Source organism: Bradyrhizobium sp. ARR65, from assembly GCF_000472385.1.
In the GTDB taxonomy this organism is placed as follows: Bacteria; Pseudomonadota; Alphaproteobacteria; order Rhizobiales; family Xanthobacteraceae; genus Bradyrhizobium.
Window position 1 is genome coordinate 14,549 of the sequence record NZ_AWZU01000068.1, and the last position, 17,292, is coordinate 31,840.

Sequence of the window (17,292 nt, forward strand, 5' to 3'; positions counted from 1 at the left end):
GGCATATGGCTAAGAAAGCGAAAAAGGCAAAAAAATCCCCCGCGAAAAAGGCCAAGAAGAAGAAGAAGTGACTCCTTCTTGTAGCAGCTCTTGCTGATCAAGGCGTAGGGGTTACGCCGCTTCAGCTAACTTGATGAGATTGACAGCGCTGATTGAGGAGCCAGAGCCGCTCCAAGCCCCGGCTGGTTTGGCGGCCGGGGCTTGCCAGGCGCGGCTCACTTGGCGTTTTTGCGGGACCGCGACCAGAGGAGAGCCACATTCGTCCTCGAACAAGTTGGCGTAGATCGGCGCGTCGAACGAGGGGTCATCGAGCTTGGGCGAAAGGTACTTGCGGCCCTGCTCGAAGCGCTTGGGACCAGCCCGCACCGATCTCGGCCTTATGTGGTGCATCGCATCGCGCCGACTGCGGAGCAGAGCGTTGTGCGGAGTGGCGCGCTCTAAACGCAGGTTTTTTTGGCTCATGCTCGGCGGCGGAACACCGCAAGATCCCGTGGAGAGAAGCCGCGGCGCCCCGCGCGAGGTGAGGCGCCGCAAGCCGAGGTCAGCGCGACCAGACGAGTGCGTACCCGTCATCGACCGCTACGAGGTTGGCGTAGATTGGCGCCGGGAAGGATGGGTCGTCGAGCTTGACGGAGTGATAGACAGTGTTGTCCTTGGAGGATCGCTGCCACGCGGCACCTATCTCGACGTCGCGGGCCATCACACGCAGGCTCGGAGCCTTCTCGTTCTCGGAGGGTTCGGCGGGAAGAAAACGCGCCTTAATATTGAGCGAGAGCGTCTTGATGATGCCGGTGTACGAGCCATCTTCGGCGCGGGTGAAGGTACCAATTTGAGCCATGGTGATCTCCTGTTGCTGTTTTCAAGCCCGCGACCATCGCGGCCTTGATGGCGATCTCTGAGCGCCGCAGCGACCGACCCGCAGCCCTTCGGCCCGCAGCGGCAGCGGAGGATGGGGCGCTGAGCGATCTTGTTGCCTCGCGAGGAATGCCGCCGCATGGCGGCAGGGGAAGAAGATCGCGAACGAGCCATTGCGGGTGAAGGTCGGCGAGCGTAGCGAGCGTATTGTGGCGCGTGATCCGCCAGCAAAAGGCCGGTATGGACGTGGGCAAGCAGCCTGACAGGAGGGCAACGGCTCAAAGGCACCCAACCACGGCCGCGACCGCAACACCGCAGCAGCAACAGCAGAGCAATGGAGGTACCGCGGCTGGATCCACAGAAGCCGATCCAACGAAGAAGGCTCATTGCACATGCGGATGGCTTAGTGATGCCGCTGCCGCGGATCCGATCTATTTCGTCGCGACGGAAGGCTGCCCGACGTCTCTCGCCGCAAAGATAGAAATGCGTCCTCCAACAGCGAGGCGATCGGAGATCGTGCCAAGGTTAGTCCAGCTCCACCACACCCGGCTTCAAGACGCTCAGTAAGCAGTATGCGATGTTCGCGGAAGACCGCTTGAAGCTTTGGGATCAGCTCGCGATCATCAGCGGTGTGCCACTCGACCAGCCGAGCATCGAACGCGCCGATTTCAGGGATGCGACCAAGAGCTTCGAGACGTCGCTATCCAGCCTGAGCTGGCGGGCCAGGACGCTCTTATCCGAGGAACAAAGATCTTAGACCGACTTTTAGGTTAGGCCCGGAAGGGCTGCACAGCACGCCGTCCTTCGGGAGGAAATGGCACCAACCCTATTCAGACGACATCGGCCCGGTGCAGTGTATCCACAGTGATGGTACCGCGAGCGCGAGATACGCAGGCGCAGATCTTTTGATTGCTCTCCTTTTGTTCGTCACTGAAGAAGACGTCGCGATGGTCGATCTCGCCGTCGAGTTCGACGACGTCAATAGCGCACAAGCCGCATTCTCCGCGGTTGCAGTCGTAAATCACCTCATGGCCGGCGTTGTTGAGCACGTCCAATAGCGTACGCTCGCGCGGGACTTCGAATTCTACGTCCGAATTGTTCAACCGCACCCGAAAAGATTCTGCCGGCAACGAACCGCTGGATCCAAAGGTCTCGTAGCGAAGATCGGGCAGCGGATGGCCTGCGGCGATCCAGGCATGGCGCGCCTCAACCAGCATCCGCATCGGCCCGCAGAAGAGCGTCAGCGCACCCCGCGGCAACGATTCGAACAGGTTGTAGAGGTTGAGCCGCCGGCCGTCTTGGCCGGCATACACGACAAGACGCTCGCCGAGCAGTTCGGCGAGGTCTTCGAGATATGCGGCATCTCCCACCGAGCGAATGGCATAGTGTAGGGTAAGATTGGCGCCTCGTTGGGCCAGCGCCTGGGCCGTGCCGACGATCGGCGTGATGCCTATGCCTCCCGCGATCAGGCAATAATGTTTGCGGGTCCAGTCGATCGAGACGAGTGACGCGGGCTGCGTCACGTCGAGCCGCGCACCAGGCTGGAGCGACCACATGTAGCGCGACCCGCCGCGGGATTCTTCAGAACGGCGCACTGCGATCCTAAGACCACGAGGATCGGTCTCGCCCACCAGTGAATACGAGCGCGTCTCTGGACGCCCGTCGATCGTCATTGCGATATCGATATGGCTGCCGACCGGATAGGGGACTGCCTCAAAATCGTCGGGCCTGATCAGGAATTCACGAATGGTTGGAGTAAGATCGCGTGTCGCGAGCAGCGTGGCCGCGGTCCAAGTTTTGATGAATCGCATGACATTTCCTTGCTTTGTTGGGTCGCATTGATCAGCGCCATGGCTGGTCACGGATTGAGATGGGGCCGGTTTGCGAACCGCGGATTTTGAAAAGCGAATATTGCGCACGAATGATAGCTTCGGCGCCCGCCTCGCCCGAGGGATGGGCTGCAGTTCGCAAGTGCGTTCGCGCCGCCGCAGGCTGGCCGTGAAGCGCAGAGTGAGCTGCGCGCCACGGCCTGCGTAACTGGGAGATCCGATGTCTGCGCAGTCGATGTCGCGCTCGGCCAAGCTCTATTCCGCGGCCTCGCGCACTGGCGGTGGAGTTTCCTTTGCCACCATGCGGTCGATCAGGCGCCGCGCCCACATCGCACCGGCATCAATGTTGAGGTTGTAGAACACGCGCTCCGGGTTGTCGGCGATGGCCCGCTGCTGGGCTTCGAGAATTAGCTCGTCCTCCTTAAAAATTGCGGAGATACCTTCGCGGATCTCGGCAGTGATGCGCCGCTCAGCCAGCCGATAGTTGCGCACGAAAGCCCAAAAATAGTGGCACGTTTTCTCAGTCTCTGGCGTGATGGTATTGAGCACGAAACCATTGACGCCTTGCGAGCGGTCGCCGTCCGGCGCACCGGTGCCGGTGGGCGCCACGCCGACATCGATGGCAATTGTGCACGGTCTTTCGAACCGGATGATCTGCCAACGGTCGACCAGGCCAGGTTTGCCCAACTGCTTGGCCCAGAATGGCGGCGGCTCGATGCCGCGCATCCAGCGGGTCACGGTCACTGTTTTCTCACCATGTGTGACGTCGAAAGGCGCTTCCGCGACCGCGCCATTGCCAATCGACGAGCCGTGCACGAAAGTTTCGTGGGTGAGATCCATGAGATTGTCGATGACCAGGCGGTAGTCGCAGTTCAGATGCATGGTTCTGCCGTCACCAACCCAAGACGGGTCGTGATTCCAGTGCATGTCGGGCACGAGCGCTGGGTCGGCGACCGCCGGATCGCCCATCCAGAGCCAGATGAAGCGGTGGCGCTCGATGGCAGGGTAAGCGCGTACGCAAGCCGAAGGATTGATCGTCTCCTGCGATGGCATGAATGTGCAGCGACCCTGCGCGTTGAATTTCAGGCCATGATACCCGCAGACGACGGTGTCGCCCTCGAGCCGCCCTTTGGACAGCGGCACCAGACGGTGCCAGCAGGCGTCTTCCAGTGCCGCCACCTCGCCATTGGCCTTGCGGTACATCACCACGTGCTTGCCGCAAATCGTCCGTGCCAACAGCGCGCGCTTGATCTCGGCATCCCGGGCGACAGCGTACCAGGCATTCATTGGGAATGGTTTTGTCACTGGTCTCTCTTGTGTCGTTGATAATACGATGTGTGTACAAACAACACGAGATGATGGATTTCCAAAGGCATGACGTATCAATAGTTTGGATGCAACTCCGAACATACATTCATCGAGAAGATCGGTTTCCGACTGATGCTTGACGCGAGGTCCGAAGGGATGAAGCGTTGGCCAGACGCGCGATGGTGCGTCGTTGATCCAGTGGTACTGTATCGATGACGGCGCTCACGCGCCGCTGTCGGCATATTTCCAGACCGGGATTCCGAGTTTCCTCGCCTTGTCGGCGAGGTTGTCCTGGATCCCGGTGCCCGGGAAGTGCATGACCCCGATCGGGATGGTGGCGAGCATGGCGTCATTGCGCTTGAACGGTGCGGCCTTCGCATGATTAGTCCAGTCGGGCTTGAACGCGATCTGCGGGACTTTCCGGCTGCTCGCCCATTTTGACGCGATCAGCTCAGCGCCCTTTGGCGAGCCGCCGTGCAGGAGCACCATGTCCGGATGCTTCGCATGGACCTGATCGAGCCGGTTCCAGATGAGAGCGACGTCATTGAAATCGAGTCCTCCGGTGAGCGCAATCTTCGGCCCAGGGGGAAGCATCACTTCGGTGTCGGCTCGACGTCTTGCGGCAAGGAAGTCTCGCGAGTCGATCATCGCGGCGGTAAGCGTGCGATGATTGACGATCGATCCGACACGGGGTCGCCATGGGGAACCGGTCTGAAGTTCGAAGCGCTCAGCGGCCTGATCCCGAAAGAGCTCCATAGCGTTGCGGCGCTCGATCAGCGTGATGCCCTCGGCTGTAAGGCGTTCCAGCTCGACTGATCGAACCTCCGAGCCGTTCTGCTCTCGCTGGCTCTTCTGCTGCGCCTGTTCATTGTCATCGAGCTTGCGTTCGATGCGGGCGACTGCTCGATGAAACAGGCTAACCGCCGACCAGAGCAGATCTTCGAGGTCGGGTTCAAGGTGGGTATCGGAGAGCGCCGAGACTAGGGCATCAAAGATGTCGGCGACGGCACCTCGGACGGCGGCACTTTCAGGGGCCGGCCTTGGATCGGGTCCGCCCTCGCAGTGATGATAGCCGTAGAGCTGGAGCTCCTGGATGACGTGATCGGTCGGAGATGAGGCGTGCGGCGGTTCGAACTCGGCGGCATCATGGTGATCGGTCATCATAGGGTGAGGTCCTCTTCCGGATCGGCCGCGCCCATCGCGGCCTTCGTGGCGATCACTCTGACGGCGGGCGGGTCGGCCCAGCACCCGAAGCAACGCGGAGGGCCAAAGCGAGAGCGGAGGATGGCGAAGGGGCGGCTATTTTGTTTCGCGATGCAAAGGCGCAGGATGCGCGCCGGCGGAAAATAGCCGAATCGCAGCCGTTGCAGGGCCGAACCGCCTGCCGTCCGATCGCCCCTAGAAGGCCGGGGTGCGACCCTATTCGGCAAGGGACCTCAACACTTGACGATCGATTGTGGGTGTGCCCGAACGACGCTGGCCCTTATCCCCTCTCGATGGCCGCCAAGGATAAGAAGCGTGTGACGTCCTGCGGAGCGAGCTGCCCCGATAACGCCCCCCTAAGCTCATTGACGCCGAAGGTCCGGAGATCCTCGTTGAAATCCCCAAGGCGCGGCGACAACGCAACCGCCTCGACACCGGCCGCGAGGGATCGTTCAGTCAAGGTTGCTAGCGCCAACTCGCCGGCCGGGTCGTCGTCCCGGGCTATATAGAGCCGGCGAAGCGAAGGTGGGAGCAGAAGTGCAGCGAGATGGTTGGCGGAGAGCGCTGCTGCCATCGGCAGGGTTGGCAGCACACAGCGGAGTGAAAGGATGGTCTCGATGCCCTCACCCGCCACGAGCACGTCGTCAACCCCGCCGAACCGAACCGCGTTGCCAAGAAGGTGCCCCATGGCCCGCCGCGGCGTGTCAATAGGCGCCTTGCCGAGGTCGGCGCAGTCAAAGACGTCGGGATCGAGCCAGGTCCGGTGGACGCCCGTCGTGCGGCCGCTCAGATCGGACACACGGGCAATCAATGCCGGCCAGGTCTCAAGCGCCGCTTCGTCATTGGGCCGGTAGTAGCAGCGTGGATGAAAGCGTAACGCACCGCCGTGATGTACAGTGGTGATGCCGCGCTTGCGCAAGTACATCTCAGCGAGGGTCCCGGCAATAGGCCGAGACATCGCAAATAGTCGTCTCGCCGCCTCCTGCAAGCCGCCCTGCACCAAACCTCGCGCAGTCCCTCGCGAGTCCCGAATCTCCGAGCGAGGCAACATCAGAAAGCGCCGCGCCTCTTCCGCGACATCGTGGAAGTCGACCAGCCCGCAACTCTCCCTGATGATGTCGAGCAAATCGCCATGCTCGCCCGTCGCCGCATCGGTCCATTTACCGGCAGGTCCTTTGTTCGATTTGCTCAATCGGACAAACATCGAGCGTCCGGGCGTATTTCGGACGTCCCCAATCAACCAATAGCGGCCCTGTCGACGGCCATTTGAGAGATAGTGGCGGCATACCGCCTCGGCATCACGCGCGAGACGCTGGGCCAGCTCGGAGGCATCTAGCGGCATCACACGGCCTCCCGATCGCAGACGCGCTCAATCGGGTAATGGTCCAGCACCTTGGCCGCGACATCAGCGCCGCCCGGGTCTGTCGGCAGGACCGGACGCAGCTTCCAGGAGATGATCGCGTGGAAGAGGCCGTATCCGTTGAGACGGTCCCCCATGGTGTCGTCGAGCCCGGACAGCTCGATGCGCTCGGCGCGCATGACGCGGACCCGCCGAAACTGAAGGCCTTCGGCGAAGATAGTTCGTCCCTCCGCGAGTGCGGCAAGGATGGCCTCTGGACTCCGGGACGAAGCATCGGTTGCGAGCGCGCTAGCTGCCGATGCCGCCGAGACCCTGCGGCCGATGATGGGCCCAGGGAGCACATGGGCGAGGAGATCAGCACGGCTTGCGGTCAATTCGTTCACAACGATCCGCGCCTTGGCGAGAAAACTGGCGCCGGCCGAGGGCTCGAGGGCCAGATCCCGGGCCGTGATCGCTGCCGCCGCGCTAGCCGCGAAGGCCAGCGGGACTGGTGTCGAAAACTCCTGAAGCGCGTCACTCTGTTCGGAACGGCGCGCCTTCGTTGGAAAGAGGGTCGCAATTGGTGTAAGCGTCGCAAGCATGCTGGCGTGTAGCGCCGCCTTGGCCCTCATCGCGTGGGCGTACTTACGCAGGAACAGGACCGTTGCCGCTTCGCAGGCCTCATAGGCCAACTTCCAGGTCCAGGCACTGCTTCCGTCACCGAATGCATCTTCCATTTCGGTGCGCAGGAACGCCCCGTCGACACGCTGACCGCGTTCAAGAGCGAACAGTAGGCGATCGGCCGCGCCGAGGACGGCAGAGGCAAGATGCGCGGCCAGGCGGCATGAGCCGGACGTGTTTGCGCCGGGAAAAACATCCATCATAGGAATTTCTTTCGGGAGAGCGGGACTATTCGAGCCGCGCGGCGCTCTCTTTCCTCCGCCACGGCTCCAAAACCCTCCCCGGCCCGCCTCTCGCTCTTTTGCGCCCCTCCGACAAAATGGCCCGACCGAAGCGCCGGCACTCGATGTCACGATTGCGCCGAATCGATCGGGCGATAGGCACGGCTGTTAAGGCTGGGACGCGGGTAGAGGCCGCCGGCTTACAGCTCCGGGTACAGCACGGCGCGATGGCTGTGCGGATCGCCCACGAAAGGTTCGCAGGGCCATGCTCCCAAAAGCTGCGCCGCGCATTTGCACGGCGTAGCGTCAAAGGATCTTCACGGGAGCGACGTCACTCACCCTCGTTCCCGCTGCAGAGCGGCGAGCGCAATGCGCAGAGAGCGTTCATCGACCACGATCCGCCGGGCCTTGCGAGCCGCCCACGCATACACCGACAGCGGGAACTTGCCCTCGAACAGGAGATCGCGCTCGATCCTCAAACCAAATGAAAGCTCAACAGTCTCAATTTCGCCGAGACTGAACGAACCGAGCTCGGGTTCGCCGAGATCAGCGAGACCAAAAAGTGTATCGCCGTCCTCATCGAGCTCGGTCGCGAGCCAGGTGCCGACACCAAGTGGATTGAAGAACTTCACCACCGGAACGTGGTCGAGGCCGCGACGGCGACCGTTCGCGAGCAGACGCTTGCGCAAACCTTGCGTGAGCAGGATCATGCCACCCTCCGCGCGTCTGACTGTTCGTCCTCAGACGGCCGGCTCTCCGGCAGCAAGCCGAGGATGTAGTCCGCGGCCTTGCTGGCCTGGCTCGCGGCACGCACGATGGCCCGGTTGTCCTCGCGCATCGCCTCGAGCCATGAGCCGATGTTGTCGGCATGGCGCACGGTCGGCACGGTGCCGAGCGAGGCACATGAAAACGCCACGCACAGTTCGGCAATATATCCTGACAGTCCAGCCCATTTTTGAAATTTTACCCCGTTGGAGATGGTGCTGATCATGCGGCCATCTCCTCGGTTCGAGGCTGCTGGGCGTGCATCCAATCAGCCGCCTGTTGAGCCTTGCTGGCGGCGGTGAAGATCGCGCGAGGGTCGTCCTTGAGGAGGCGCAACCACGATGCCACGTACGCCGCGTGATCGGGCCTGGGATGATGGGCGACCGCTAAATCCGCCAGAATGAATGAAGCGGTCAATTCGGCGGTTGCCTCTTCGATCGGCAGCCAATCGCGCTTGAACCGTTCCTGGAAGTTCCGGTCGAGCCTGTGCTTTGCGCCAGTGGCGTGAGCTGCCTCATGTATTAATGTGCCGGCGTGGGCGGCTGGGCTCGTGAACGCCGCATATTCCGGCATGAAGATCGTGTCGAGGTCGATGCGGTAGTGCGCATTGTAATTGCCGGTGACGATCGGGATCTTCAGCGCATCGATGAACTCGCCGACGTGAGTGAGGCGATCGCTCTCTGGAAGCTTCTCGACGAGCTGTGGTTCGTAGCCATCGACTTGGGCGACATTGAACAGCGTGAATGCGCGTGCAAAGACGCGGCGACGAGTGTCATCGTCACCGTCGTCTGCATCGTCGTTGATGGCCGCCTTTTCCTCCTTCCAGAGAACAACCGTCGTTCCTCGTTCGCCCTTGCGCACCTGCGCGCCGACAGCCAGCCACTGCCGATAGGTTCCCCAGAGGCCGTTGGCGTAACCATGAGCTTGCGCAGCAATCCAGAGTGCGAGCACGTTGACCCCACGGTATCGATTGCCTGATGAGATGTTCTGAGGGCGGGTGATGGCGGTGCCGTCGTGATGCCAGGGCATGCGCCATTCGCCGGCGCCAGCTTCGATCGCGGCGACGATCTCGGCGGTGATGCGGGTGTAGACATCGGCGCGCGCCGCCGAACTCGAGGTTTGGGACATGGGAGAATCTCCGCGGCCGGCGGAGCAAGCCTCTCTCACTCCCTCAACCGGCCCGCCCAATTCCGGCCCTCCTCGTCCTCTCCCGCCGCCCAACAGGGCGGCCGTCTTTGGTTCTGTGCTGTCTCATCATGATGGGTGCTCACGTTCGGCCGGGGTCCGTCCCCGGCAGCGGAGCAGCCACCTGCGATGCCCGAAAGCGCGACCGCGCACTCGCAGAGCTGAAGCGACAGCGGAGGACGGCGATCAGCCGTTGCGCGGCCGTGCGGGGCATCGCGCGCTCCGACTATGCCGGGACGGACGCCGACGAGAGCGATCCGGCGCGGTTACAACACGAGGCCTGGAGTTCTGACGTCAGGTGCTGCAGTCGATATCATGGAGGACAGCCTCGATGCGCGCGAGATCCTGTTGCAGAGCGGAGCGCTGTAGCGAGGACAACCGCTTCTCTTTGAGGACGGCTCTCGCCTCATCTGCGGAACGCGCCCATGTCGGCCGGCGCCTGGCGGTGATGCAGGCGTTTGGACAACTGTTGGTTCGCAAAGCGCCGTCAGCGGCGTCTTGTTGTCGGCGCTGGTTGCGTGCTTCAGGCATAGGACGGTCCGGGATCGAAGAAGCAATCGGCGAGCACCCTGACGTGCAATGTGCGCGCGAGACTGGCGAGCATCGTGCGAAGCCGCGCGCGATCTGCAATCATGACTGGAAGGGGATCAAATTCTGCCGCCGCAGCATCAAGTGCCTTTGATATGCGCGGCACCGCTGGGCCGGAAACCGCTGCTCCAGCTTGACGCTCATCGAAATAGGTCAGCAGATCCTCGAGTTGGCCCAGGCTTCGTTGGTTCCTCGACCCCGGCACGGAAGCCGGATCTGCTTGACCCCGCATAGTCCTCGAATGCAGCGAGGGAGGCGTGCTTATACTGGATCATACCGGCGATCGTGCCGAAGGGACGGTTGGCTATATGCCAGGCGTTCGTTCGACGGAATTGCCGCGTTGTGATGCGCCAAGGCTTGCCTTCCGGGCTGTTGGGAATAACCGGCTCGTTGACCGTGCCGAACAGCTTATTGAGGTGGTCGCGATAAAGATTGAGCTGCCGCACGATCTCGGCAGAGAGGTGATCCTTGCACACGGATTTAGCGGCTAGTACCGGCCAGAGTGTCGTGAGCCCGCGGGCGGTTGCCGCCGGGAACGACAGACGCTCCAATACCTCGACGGCTTTGGCAGCGGGTTCGATCGTGATCCGTGGCGAAGCGGCGCACTCCTCTCACTCTTGGCTCAGCTTCGACGGTTCGAGCTGCCAGCCATTATCGCCCGCGAATTTGAATCACCTGCATCTGAAGCAGCGAGCGAAGTGTATTAATGCAGCGCAAGCAGAGAGCCCCGCCTAAGGCAAGACGTAGCAAAAGGGCAGCCGCAGGAGCGTCAGCACAGCGCCGCTCTTGGGCGGGACGCGGGACCGACTGCAGTCCTTAAGACCGGCTAACAAGGCACCCGGAGGAGGGTCAGCACCGCGCCGGCGCGGAACGCGCCGGGACCCGGGACCGAGTGCCTCCGGCGAGGGACACATTATTATCTTACTACGCGCGAGGGATCGAAGCCGGAGGCCGAGACGCCACGCGGCTCGGTTCAACGAGAGCCCGGTGCGGCTTGTGCCGCACGCGCCTGATCAAGCAAATTGCAACTATACCTCTTCACGCGCCCCCGTCTGCGCGTCGTAGATTCTGACCCGGAGCACGGGGAAACGTTTCTTCAGCTCTACGGCCCCTGCTCTTGCTCCATCCCTGGTCGTGAACTCGGCTTTGAACCGACCATCCACTTCCAGTGCGTAGCCTGAGGTGGGGAGTTCCCGCGCAGCAGCAATCATGTTCTTCTTCTCGCATTAGCTTGGAAGAGGATTGCTTAGCGTGAGTCGGCGAAATCGCGCCAGCTCCGATCCCGCCTGTGGATGGTCGCGACCCGTCGATCCTGAGCCGCGTTCACCGATTTCGGACTCGAAAACTTGATAGAGCTCATAAGGATACAGAAGTAACGCCGACCTCCTCAAGGGATGAAATCGGTGATCCACTCTGCGCCGCTTAGCTCCGATCGAGGCGAAGAGACGAAGTGACTCACAAGAGTGCTCAGCAATTCAATCTGCTCTGTGTCTAAGCTCAGACGCGCAGCTTGCTTGAAGTCCACCGGCCTTGTTGCGAATACGACATTTCGATCGAAAACCCGCGGCAAATGCAGGTCGCGGCGACTGGCCTAAGTCCTGCACAGCACAAGCCCCATGAAGCCGCGCCGGCAAAGTCGGATCATTCGCCTTTGTGCAAGATGGCGTGCGCCTTCTGTGTTCGTGAGGTGATATGCGATCTAAACTTCCTTTTTGGGTAGCTGCAACAGCTGCGCTCGTTACAAGCGGTGCCGGCCATTCGGCGGATCTCGGACCGACAGCAAAAGCTCCGTCAGCACTATGGAGCTGGACCGGGGGATACCTCGGGGGGCACTTCGGCGGCGGCTATGGCCGTACATCGTTCACTGACCCCTATGGACCGTCGATTTATGGTGACGTCGTCGACACCCCTGTGTTCGTGGCCGGAGGACAGATCGGCTACAATTGGCAGAGGGAGCGCTGGGTTTTTGGAGTCGAATTGGATGGCAGTAGCGCTATCTCCGACGGTACAAACACCTGTCTTGCCGTCTCCGGCAATGTCGTGAGCGCAAATTGCAAAGCCGGTCCAGACGTCTTCGTGACCGGGACCGGTCGGCTGGGCTATGCCTTTGGCCCGCACGGCCACACGCTAGCCTATCTCAAGGCCGGCGTTGCCTGGCAACACAATGCCGGAGATGTCGTCAATAACTACGAGTTTCATGACACGCTCTCACCGACTGCCACCCATTTCGACTATGGTCGTTTCGGTGGCACAATCGGCGTGGGTGTCGAGCAAGCGCTTACGCCGGCTTGGTCCGTCAAATTCGAGTACGACTATTTGGGGTTTGGTGGACCAAGTGTCGCGACGCCTCCGACCATTCAGTATCCGCCGATGCTGGTGATCCCAGCCAACGTCACTAGCCTGTCCAGCAGCTACCACATCGGGAAGGTGGGCCTGAACTACCATTTTGATGCTGGCCCATGGATGCCGGAATGGTCCGGTCCGCCGCTTAGCTTTGGGCCACCGGCGATTGCCCTCGCTCAAGGGTGGTCGCTGGAAAGCGGCACACGGGTGTGGCTGAGCCGAGGACGATTTCAATGGGACTATCCCAGGTCCGATCCAAGCAGCGATCCAAGCAGCCTTGTGTCGAGGCTCACCTATCACAAGTTGGATGGGATTTCTGGTGAGCTGTTTGAACGTATCGACAGCCCCTGGGGGGTTTTCCTGAAAGGTAACATCGGATTCGGACGTTTCAACAATGGAATCATGAACGACGAAGATTGGGGCTTGCTGGACAGGGAGAATCTTCCGAGCGCTTCTTATCATTTGACGGGATCGGGTCAGGCAAACGGCCGTTTCACATACTACACGGCCGATGCCGGATACGAGTTTTTGCGCGGCACCTACAAGGTCGGCGCGTTTGTGGGCTGGAGCTATTACGGCCAGAAATCTGACTCTACAGGCTGCATTCAGCTGGCCCTCCCCAATTATTCATGTCTGAGACCGGGTGATAAAAGAATAATGGGCAGCCAAGACACCGATTGGAATGCGCTGCGCATCGGCCTCAGCGCTGAGACCATGTTGCTCGATCGTTGGCGCCTAAGCGCGGATGTTGCTTACCTGCCGTGGACGGATTTCCAAGGGCGCGACAACCATCTTTTGCGCGATGCGACGACCTTCGATGATCAGCGCGCGACTGGCGGCGGTGGTGTGCAGCTAGAAGGCGTCTTATCCTACTTTGTCACCAACAATTTCAGCGTCGGCGTCGGTGCCCGCTATTGGGCGATGTGGGCTCCAAGAGGGATCGAGGACAGCCGCGACAATGGAAGCCCTATCACTCATTACCCTCGCGACTCGAAGTATAGCATGGAACGGTGGGGCACGTTCCTGCAGGCCTCCTACAAGTTTAACTAAAGGCCCTCGCTCCAGCACGCGAAGGGCCACGATATATGGGCGCCTGCGTCGATTGAGGATAATGGCGCCCGCTCGGTCATAAGCGAGCATCGCAGGAAGCGGCAAGCACAGTTCGCTGCGTGCCGCTTTCTGCTACGGCCCCTGATCCAGGCGCATACGGATTTATTGAAGTTCTGCCTCGTAATGCCGAACAAACCCAGCGGCACGCGGTCGTGGTAGGCACGCGGCCGTTCAGACGATCGCCACCAGCGACCAGCAGACCATAACGGCGTTCAGAGCTGACAGGGCTTCTGCGATTACAACAGCATCGGCTGAGCGCGCCTCGCCCAAATGCTGCTCAAACTCCCCTGCCCGACTTGTCCCATGTGCTGCCGTTGCAGTATGGCGTCATATGCCTGCCGCCAACTTGGATCGAACGGATCGAAATTATGCGGCTCCACGGTACGCCTCACGTTCGCAGATCACACTGAACAGGTCACCTTCAGTTGGTCAAGCTTTCGAGAAGGTCCCGCGCGGCGCCGGGCCGTGCCGGTGCCGTCGGGCCGGACTGCAGACAGAGGCTCCCCTCTTCGGCGGCGAACCAAAATCGTGCTCGAACGCGAGGCGGAATCCAGCTCTTAGCCATCTGGCGCGCGCGGGCGAGCTCGAACGACAATCGGCTGGGAGCCAATCCATTCCTGCTGTCCGGGTCGGCCTCGGAGCAGTCCCGAAGACGCGCACGAAGCTGAGGGGGAGAACCGGTCGTATCTCGGCAAAATGGCCAGATCGCGCTAGCGGGGATTAGCCCGCACTCGGACGCGCAGACCCGGATCGAGCCGTTCGTAGGTGATTTCGCCTTCGAGCTGCTGGGCGAGGAGCTGGACGATCCGCGATCCCAATCCGCCGGGCTCGGCTGCGGCCGAAAGCCCCGTACCGTTGTCAGTGACCGACAACTCGACTCCGTCTCCGCTCGAGAACGCGACTACGATGTGGCCCGGCGCGTCGCCGGAAAATGCATACTTCAGCGAGTTCGTGACGAGTTCGTTCGTTATGATGCCTATCGCGAGCGCGTGATTATTCGAAAGGTAGATGTCTTCCTCGCACATCACCTGGAAGGCGACCGGCCCGGATGGAGCCAGGGACTGAAAGACCTTCTCCACGACGTCGTTCAAAAAATAGCGCATATTGACCGAGCGCGAGTCCTGCTTGAGCGAGAGATGATCGTAGACCTCCGCCATCACCTGCAACCTGCGTGCAGTTGCCTCCAGCGCCGCCGCGACCTCCGGCCCGCCGTGCCTTGCCTCCAGCCGGATCATCCCGCCGAGGATTGCGAGATTGTTCTTCGTCCGGTGCGCCATCTCCTGCAGCAGCAAAGTCTTGGTTTTATCCGCCAACATGACGCGCCTGAGCTCCGCGCGTTGCAATTCGGCGACGGTCGCCGTCCCCGCAGCCGTGATCGCGAAAAGAACGTTTGTGGCAAGATAATTGAGGCCGAACCCAGCCGCGTAGCTGATGTAGGCCACCACGCAGACGGCCATCAAGGCAGCAAAAATGCCGGAGCCGCGATCGAAGATCAGGCCCGACAGAAAGACGCCTGGCAGCAGCAGGAAGTATCCTGGCGCTCCGGTCTGCATCTGCAGCGCCATCTGGGGCACGGCGCACACGACCATGATGCACGCTGAGATGCAGTATCGGGCCCAGCTTGGAAGCCGGTGCTCCAGCACCAGCGGGTAGAGCCTGTTGTTCATAATAAATTGCAACCGGCTGCATTGGTGGCAGTTCCAGCCGCTGATACGGCAATTCGGCACCCTCCCCGGAAAGCGCCGAGCCGTTGAAACAGTGGCGATACGTCATCTTTTTTCGAGGACGATTGTGAGCTCGCTCTCACCTCCTGCGGTTCATTGGTCAGCGATGCCGCCCAGCCCGAGATCTCAGAGCCGCAGCCGAGTTCAGAATCGGCCCTGAAGTGAAACAAGCGGCCGTTGTGCAAGGCAAGAACCGGCTCGAAGAGTTCGAGCATACCAAGAACGATGGCACGACAGGACTGAGTTGCACCCGCATTCATTGAAATGAGAACGACGCACGATGCTCCCCTCAATCGCGATCCGCGCCGCTGCGGGATTTTGATTGCTGGAACCAAGTAACATGATCAAAAGCCGGCCGCTCTTTCGGAGTAACAGGCATCAAAAGGAGTATTCGCCCGCACAACCCCCAAGCAATCGGATGGCCAAGGGCAAAATGTCGCAATGCTAACGCCGATGCCCTAGCGGGATGCCGAGTTGAACCGCCTTGTTGCGCAAAGATGGCACGGTTCTTTTCATAAGCTTCGCGATCTTTGCAACAGGCGTTCTTGCCTTCGAGTGAGTACGAAGCTCTTTTACGTCCGCCTTGGTGTACTCGCGACGAACGATCTTCTTTGCCTTCTTTGCCATAAGGACTCCACTGCGTTGAACTCGGCGCGGCTTGTACACGAAATTCATTTCTCCAACAAAACAATTTCGAATGCATATATGAACTCAATACTTATCGGGGAACTTTCAGCATGGCTGACGGCGACATTGTTCGCAGAATTACAATATCCGCAACCGGAGAAGGTATCGATAGCACGACAGATTTTGTAAACGCACTCGGCGACGCGTTCTCATCTAGCTCTGACAAAGCATGCAGATTGCGTTTTCTGATTTGGTGTCGGCCTCGCTGGCGTTGGAGTCGCGACCGCCGGTTTGCTGGCGGGAATGCGCGCCTTCGTTGAGTTTGCCGGCAAGCAATCTCAGGCGCTAGTCGATATCGCCGATCATACGGCGGTCGCCAGCATGTCGACGAACGAATATCAACAGACGCTATACGCCGCCATCTCAAAGAGCGTCAGCGAAGAGAATTTTACGCAGGCCTTCGGTAGGATAACGCAAGACCTTGTTGCCGCGTCGCAGGGAGCAACGACCTTCGGCAGGCTGTTAGAGCTAACGGGATATCCATCAAGGACAACAACGGGCAGCTTATCGGTACAAAAACCGCGCTTGCCGACATCATGCAACTGATGCAGGGTGCGACGCCAGCGGTTCAAGAGCGCATAGCATCCATTGTCGGCTTGTCGCGAGACTGGATTCCGTTCCTGAAGGAAGGCGCAAGCCAGTTCGACGCTCAAAAGCGAGCGGCCCAAGACCTTGGGATCGTGATTGACGACTCACGGATTTCAAAGGCGCGCGAGTTTAAGGACGAATGGAAGACTGCGGTTGCGGCGTGGGACTTGCAGTTCAAGTCTTCACTTGCAAACATCTTTCCCGCTGCTCTCGCAAGCAGTCGGCTACGCGACAACTATGCTGAGTGCTGTGGGCAACGTAAGCGGCACGTTTGGAAGATGACTTACGCCGATAGACCAGCAGACCACTTCGCAGCTAAACCATACAATCGACGACTTACAGGGACTGCTTGACAAGGTCGACGCGATGGGCGGGAGGGTCTCCCGCGACTCGTCTGGCATCGTTCCGTCCATCGCGGCGGGGCGCGTACTGACCAATCCTCTATGTTGGACTTAGCGGCGACGACGTTAGCTCCTACGACATTCAGAAACGTATTGATGAGCTAAGCAGGCAGTACGACGAACAGACGGCAAGATTGTATTCGATCAGCTTGGCTTTCCATAAAGCGTCGCCGNTCTTTTCCCAGTTCTTGCGCCAAACGACGCTCTCAATGCCGGAGGCGTCTGGCTCAGTCCAGCGGTAGCCGAGGCAGCCTGCCGTTTCCTTGAGGCCGTTCGAGTAGGCTGGAAAGTAGAAATGCGGGTAGATGATCGTGAGTACATTCGTCAGCGCAGCCAAAATGGCGTCAATGGGCTTCTTACGCCGAGCTTTTCGTCGCATGCGCGCGATAACGGCTCGCTCGTAGTTGCCGTAGGAGTAGAGGCGAGGCGCGCTATGCTGCGCAACGATGGCGAGAAATCGAGCGA

General features: G+C 60.5%; 14 protein-coding genes and 2 pseudogenes. 2 read left to right on the forward strand and 14 right to left on the reverse strand.

Annotated features, from left to right (window positions below; translation table 11 throughout):
• Positions 1-215: 215 nt before the first annotated feature.
• The 11 genes and pseudogenes from F758_RS52440 to F758_RS52445 all read right to left on the reverse strand — a co-directional run.
• Positions 216-379 (reverse strand): annotated as a pseudogene (locus tag F758_RS52440) (DUF736 family protein); the annotation flags it as partial.
• 162 nt (positions 380-541) lie between these two features.
• Positions 542-838 (reverse strand): DUF736 domain-containing protein, encoded by a 297-nt coding sequence (locus tag F758_RS0139080; protein ID WP_024512913.1) that lies wholly within the window; start codon positions 836-838, stop codon positions 542-544.
• An 847-nt stretch (positions 839-1,685) separates the two neighbouring features.
• Positions 1,686-2,666, reverse strand: coding sequence for a PDR/VanB family oxidoreductase (locus F758_RS0139095; RefSeq protein ID WP_024512916.1), 981 nt, complete (start codon positions 2,664-2,666; stop codon positions 1,686-1,688).
• Positions 2,667-2,939: 273 nt separating this feature from the next.
• Positions 2,940-3,989 (reverse strand): aromatic ring-hydroxylating dioxygenase subunit alpha, encoded by a 1,050-nt coding sequence (locus F758_RS0139100; protein ID WP_024512917.1) that lies wholly within the window; start codon positions 3,987-3,989, stop codon positions 2,940-2,942.
• A gap of 225 nt (positions 3,990-4,214) precedes the next feature.
• Positions 4,215-5,153, reverse strand: coding sequence for a DUF2493 domain-containing protein (locus F758_RS0139105; protein ID WP_024512918.1), 939 nt, complete (start codon positions 5,151-5,153; stop codon positions 4,215-4,217).
• 322 nt (positions 5,154-5,475) lie between these two features.
• On the reverse strand, positions 5,476-6,537 hold the full coding sequence (locus F758_RS0139110; protein WP_024512919.1) for a DUF7146 domain-containing protein: 1,062 nt from the start codon (positions 6,535-6,537) through the stop codon (positions 5,476-5,478).
• On the reverse strand, positions 6,537-7,418 hold the full coding sequence (locus F758_RS0139115; protein WP_024512920.1) for a hypothetical protein: 882 nt from the start codon (positions 7,416-7,418) through the stop codon (positions 6,537-6,539). Before F758_RS0139115 ends, F758_RS0139110 begins: the two co-directional genes overlap by 1 nt.
• 353 nt (positions 7,419-7,771) lie before the next feature.
• On the reverse strand, positions 7,772-8,146 hold the full coding sequence (locus tag F758_RS0139120) for a DUF2958 domain-containing protein (protein WP_024512921.1): 375 nt from the start codon (positions 8,144-8,146) through the stop codon (positions 7,772-7,774).
• Positions 8,143-8,367: pseudogene (locus F758_RS45665) on the reverse strand (zincin-like metallopeptidase domain-containing protein); the annotation flags it as partial. The gene F758_RS0139120 and the pseudogene F758_RS45665, both read right to left, overlap by 4 nt.
• Positions 8,368-8,423: 56 nt before the next feature.
• Positions 8,424-9,329 (reverse strand): ArdC family protein, encoded by a 906-nt coding sequence (locus tag F758_RS0139130; protein WP_024512923.1) that lies wholly within the window; start codon positions 9,327-9,329, stop codon positions 8,424-8,426.
• 785 nt (positions 9,330-10,114) lie between these two features.
• Positions 10,115-10,525, reverse strand: a complete 411-nt coding sequence (locus F758_RS52445; protein ID WP_024512925.1) for a hypothetical protein — start codon at positions 10,523-10,525, stop codon at positions 10,115-10,117.
• A 1,141-nt stretch (positions 10,526-11,666) separates the two neighbouring features.
• Here F758_RS52445 and F758_RS0139160 point away from each other — a divergent pair.
• Positions 11,667-13,367, forward strand: coding sequence for an outer membrane beta-barrel protein (locus F758_RS0139160; protein WP_024512927.1), 1,701 nt, complete (start codon positions 11,667-11,669; stop codon positions 13,365-13,367).
• A gap of 770 nt (positions 13,368-14,137) precedes the next feature.
• Here the strand turns inward: F758_RS0139160 and F758_RS52450 are convergent.
• Together F758_RS52450 and F758_RS51270 are read right to left on the reverse strand one after the other, a co-directional pair.
• Positions 14,138-15,094: a sensor histidine kinase gene (locus F758_RS52450; protein WP_084306032.1), complete on the reverse strand. Its 957-nt coding sequence runs from the start codon at positions 15,092-15,094 to the stop codon at positions 14,138-14,140.
• Between the two features lie 346 nt (positions 15,095-15,440).
• Positions 15,441-15,854 (reverse strand): hypothetical protein, encoded by a 414-nt coding sequence (locus F758_RS51270; protein ID WP_198026678.1) that lies wholly within the window; start codon positions 15,852-15,854, stop codon positions 15,441-15,443.
• 227 nt (positions 15,855-16,081) lie between these two features.
• Here F758_RS51270 and F758_RS0139175 point away from each other — a divergent pair, with 227 nt between their 5' ends.
• Positions 16,082-16,384 carry a hypothetical protein gene (locus F758_RS0139175; protein ID WP_024512930.1) on the forward strand — a complete coding sequence of 101 codons (303 nt, stop codon included), beginning with the start codon at positions 16,082-16,084 and terminating at the stop codon, positions 16,382-16,384.
• A 525-nt stretch (positions 16,385-16,909) separates the two neighbouring features.
• On the opposite strand, the gene F758_RS45680 is transcribed toward F758_RS0139175, so the two are convergent.
• Positions 16,910-17,275: a ribonuclease H-like domain-containing protein gene (locus F758_RS45680; RefSeq protein WP_502689222.1), complete on the reverse strand. Its 366-nt coding sequence runs from the start codon at positions 17,273-17,275 to the stop codon at positions 16,910-16,912.
• Positions 17,276-17,292: the final 17 nt, after the last annotated feature.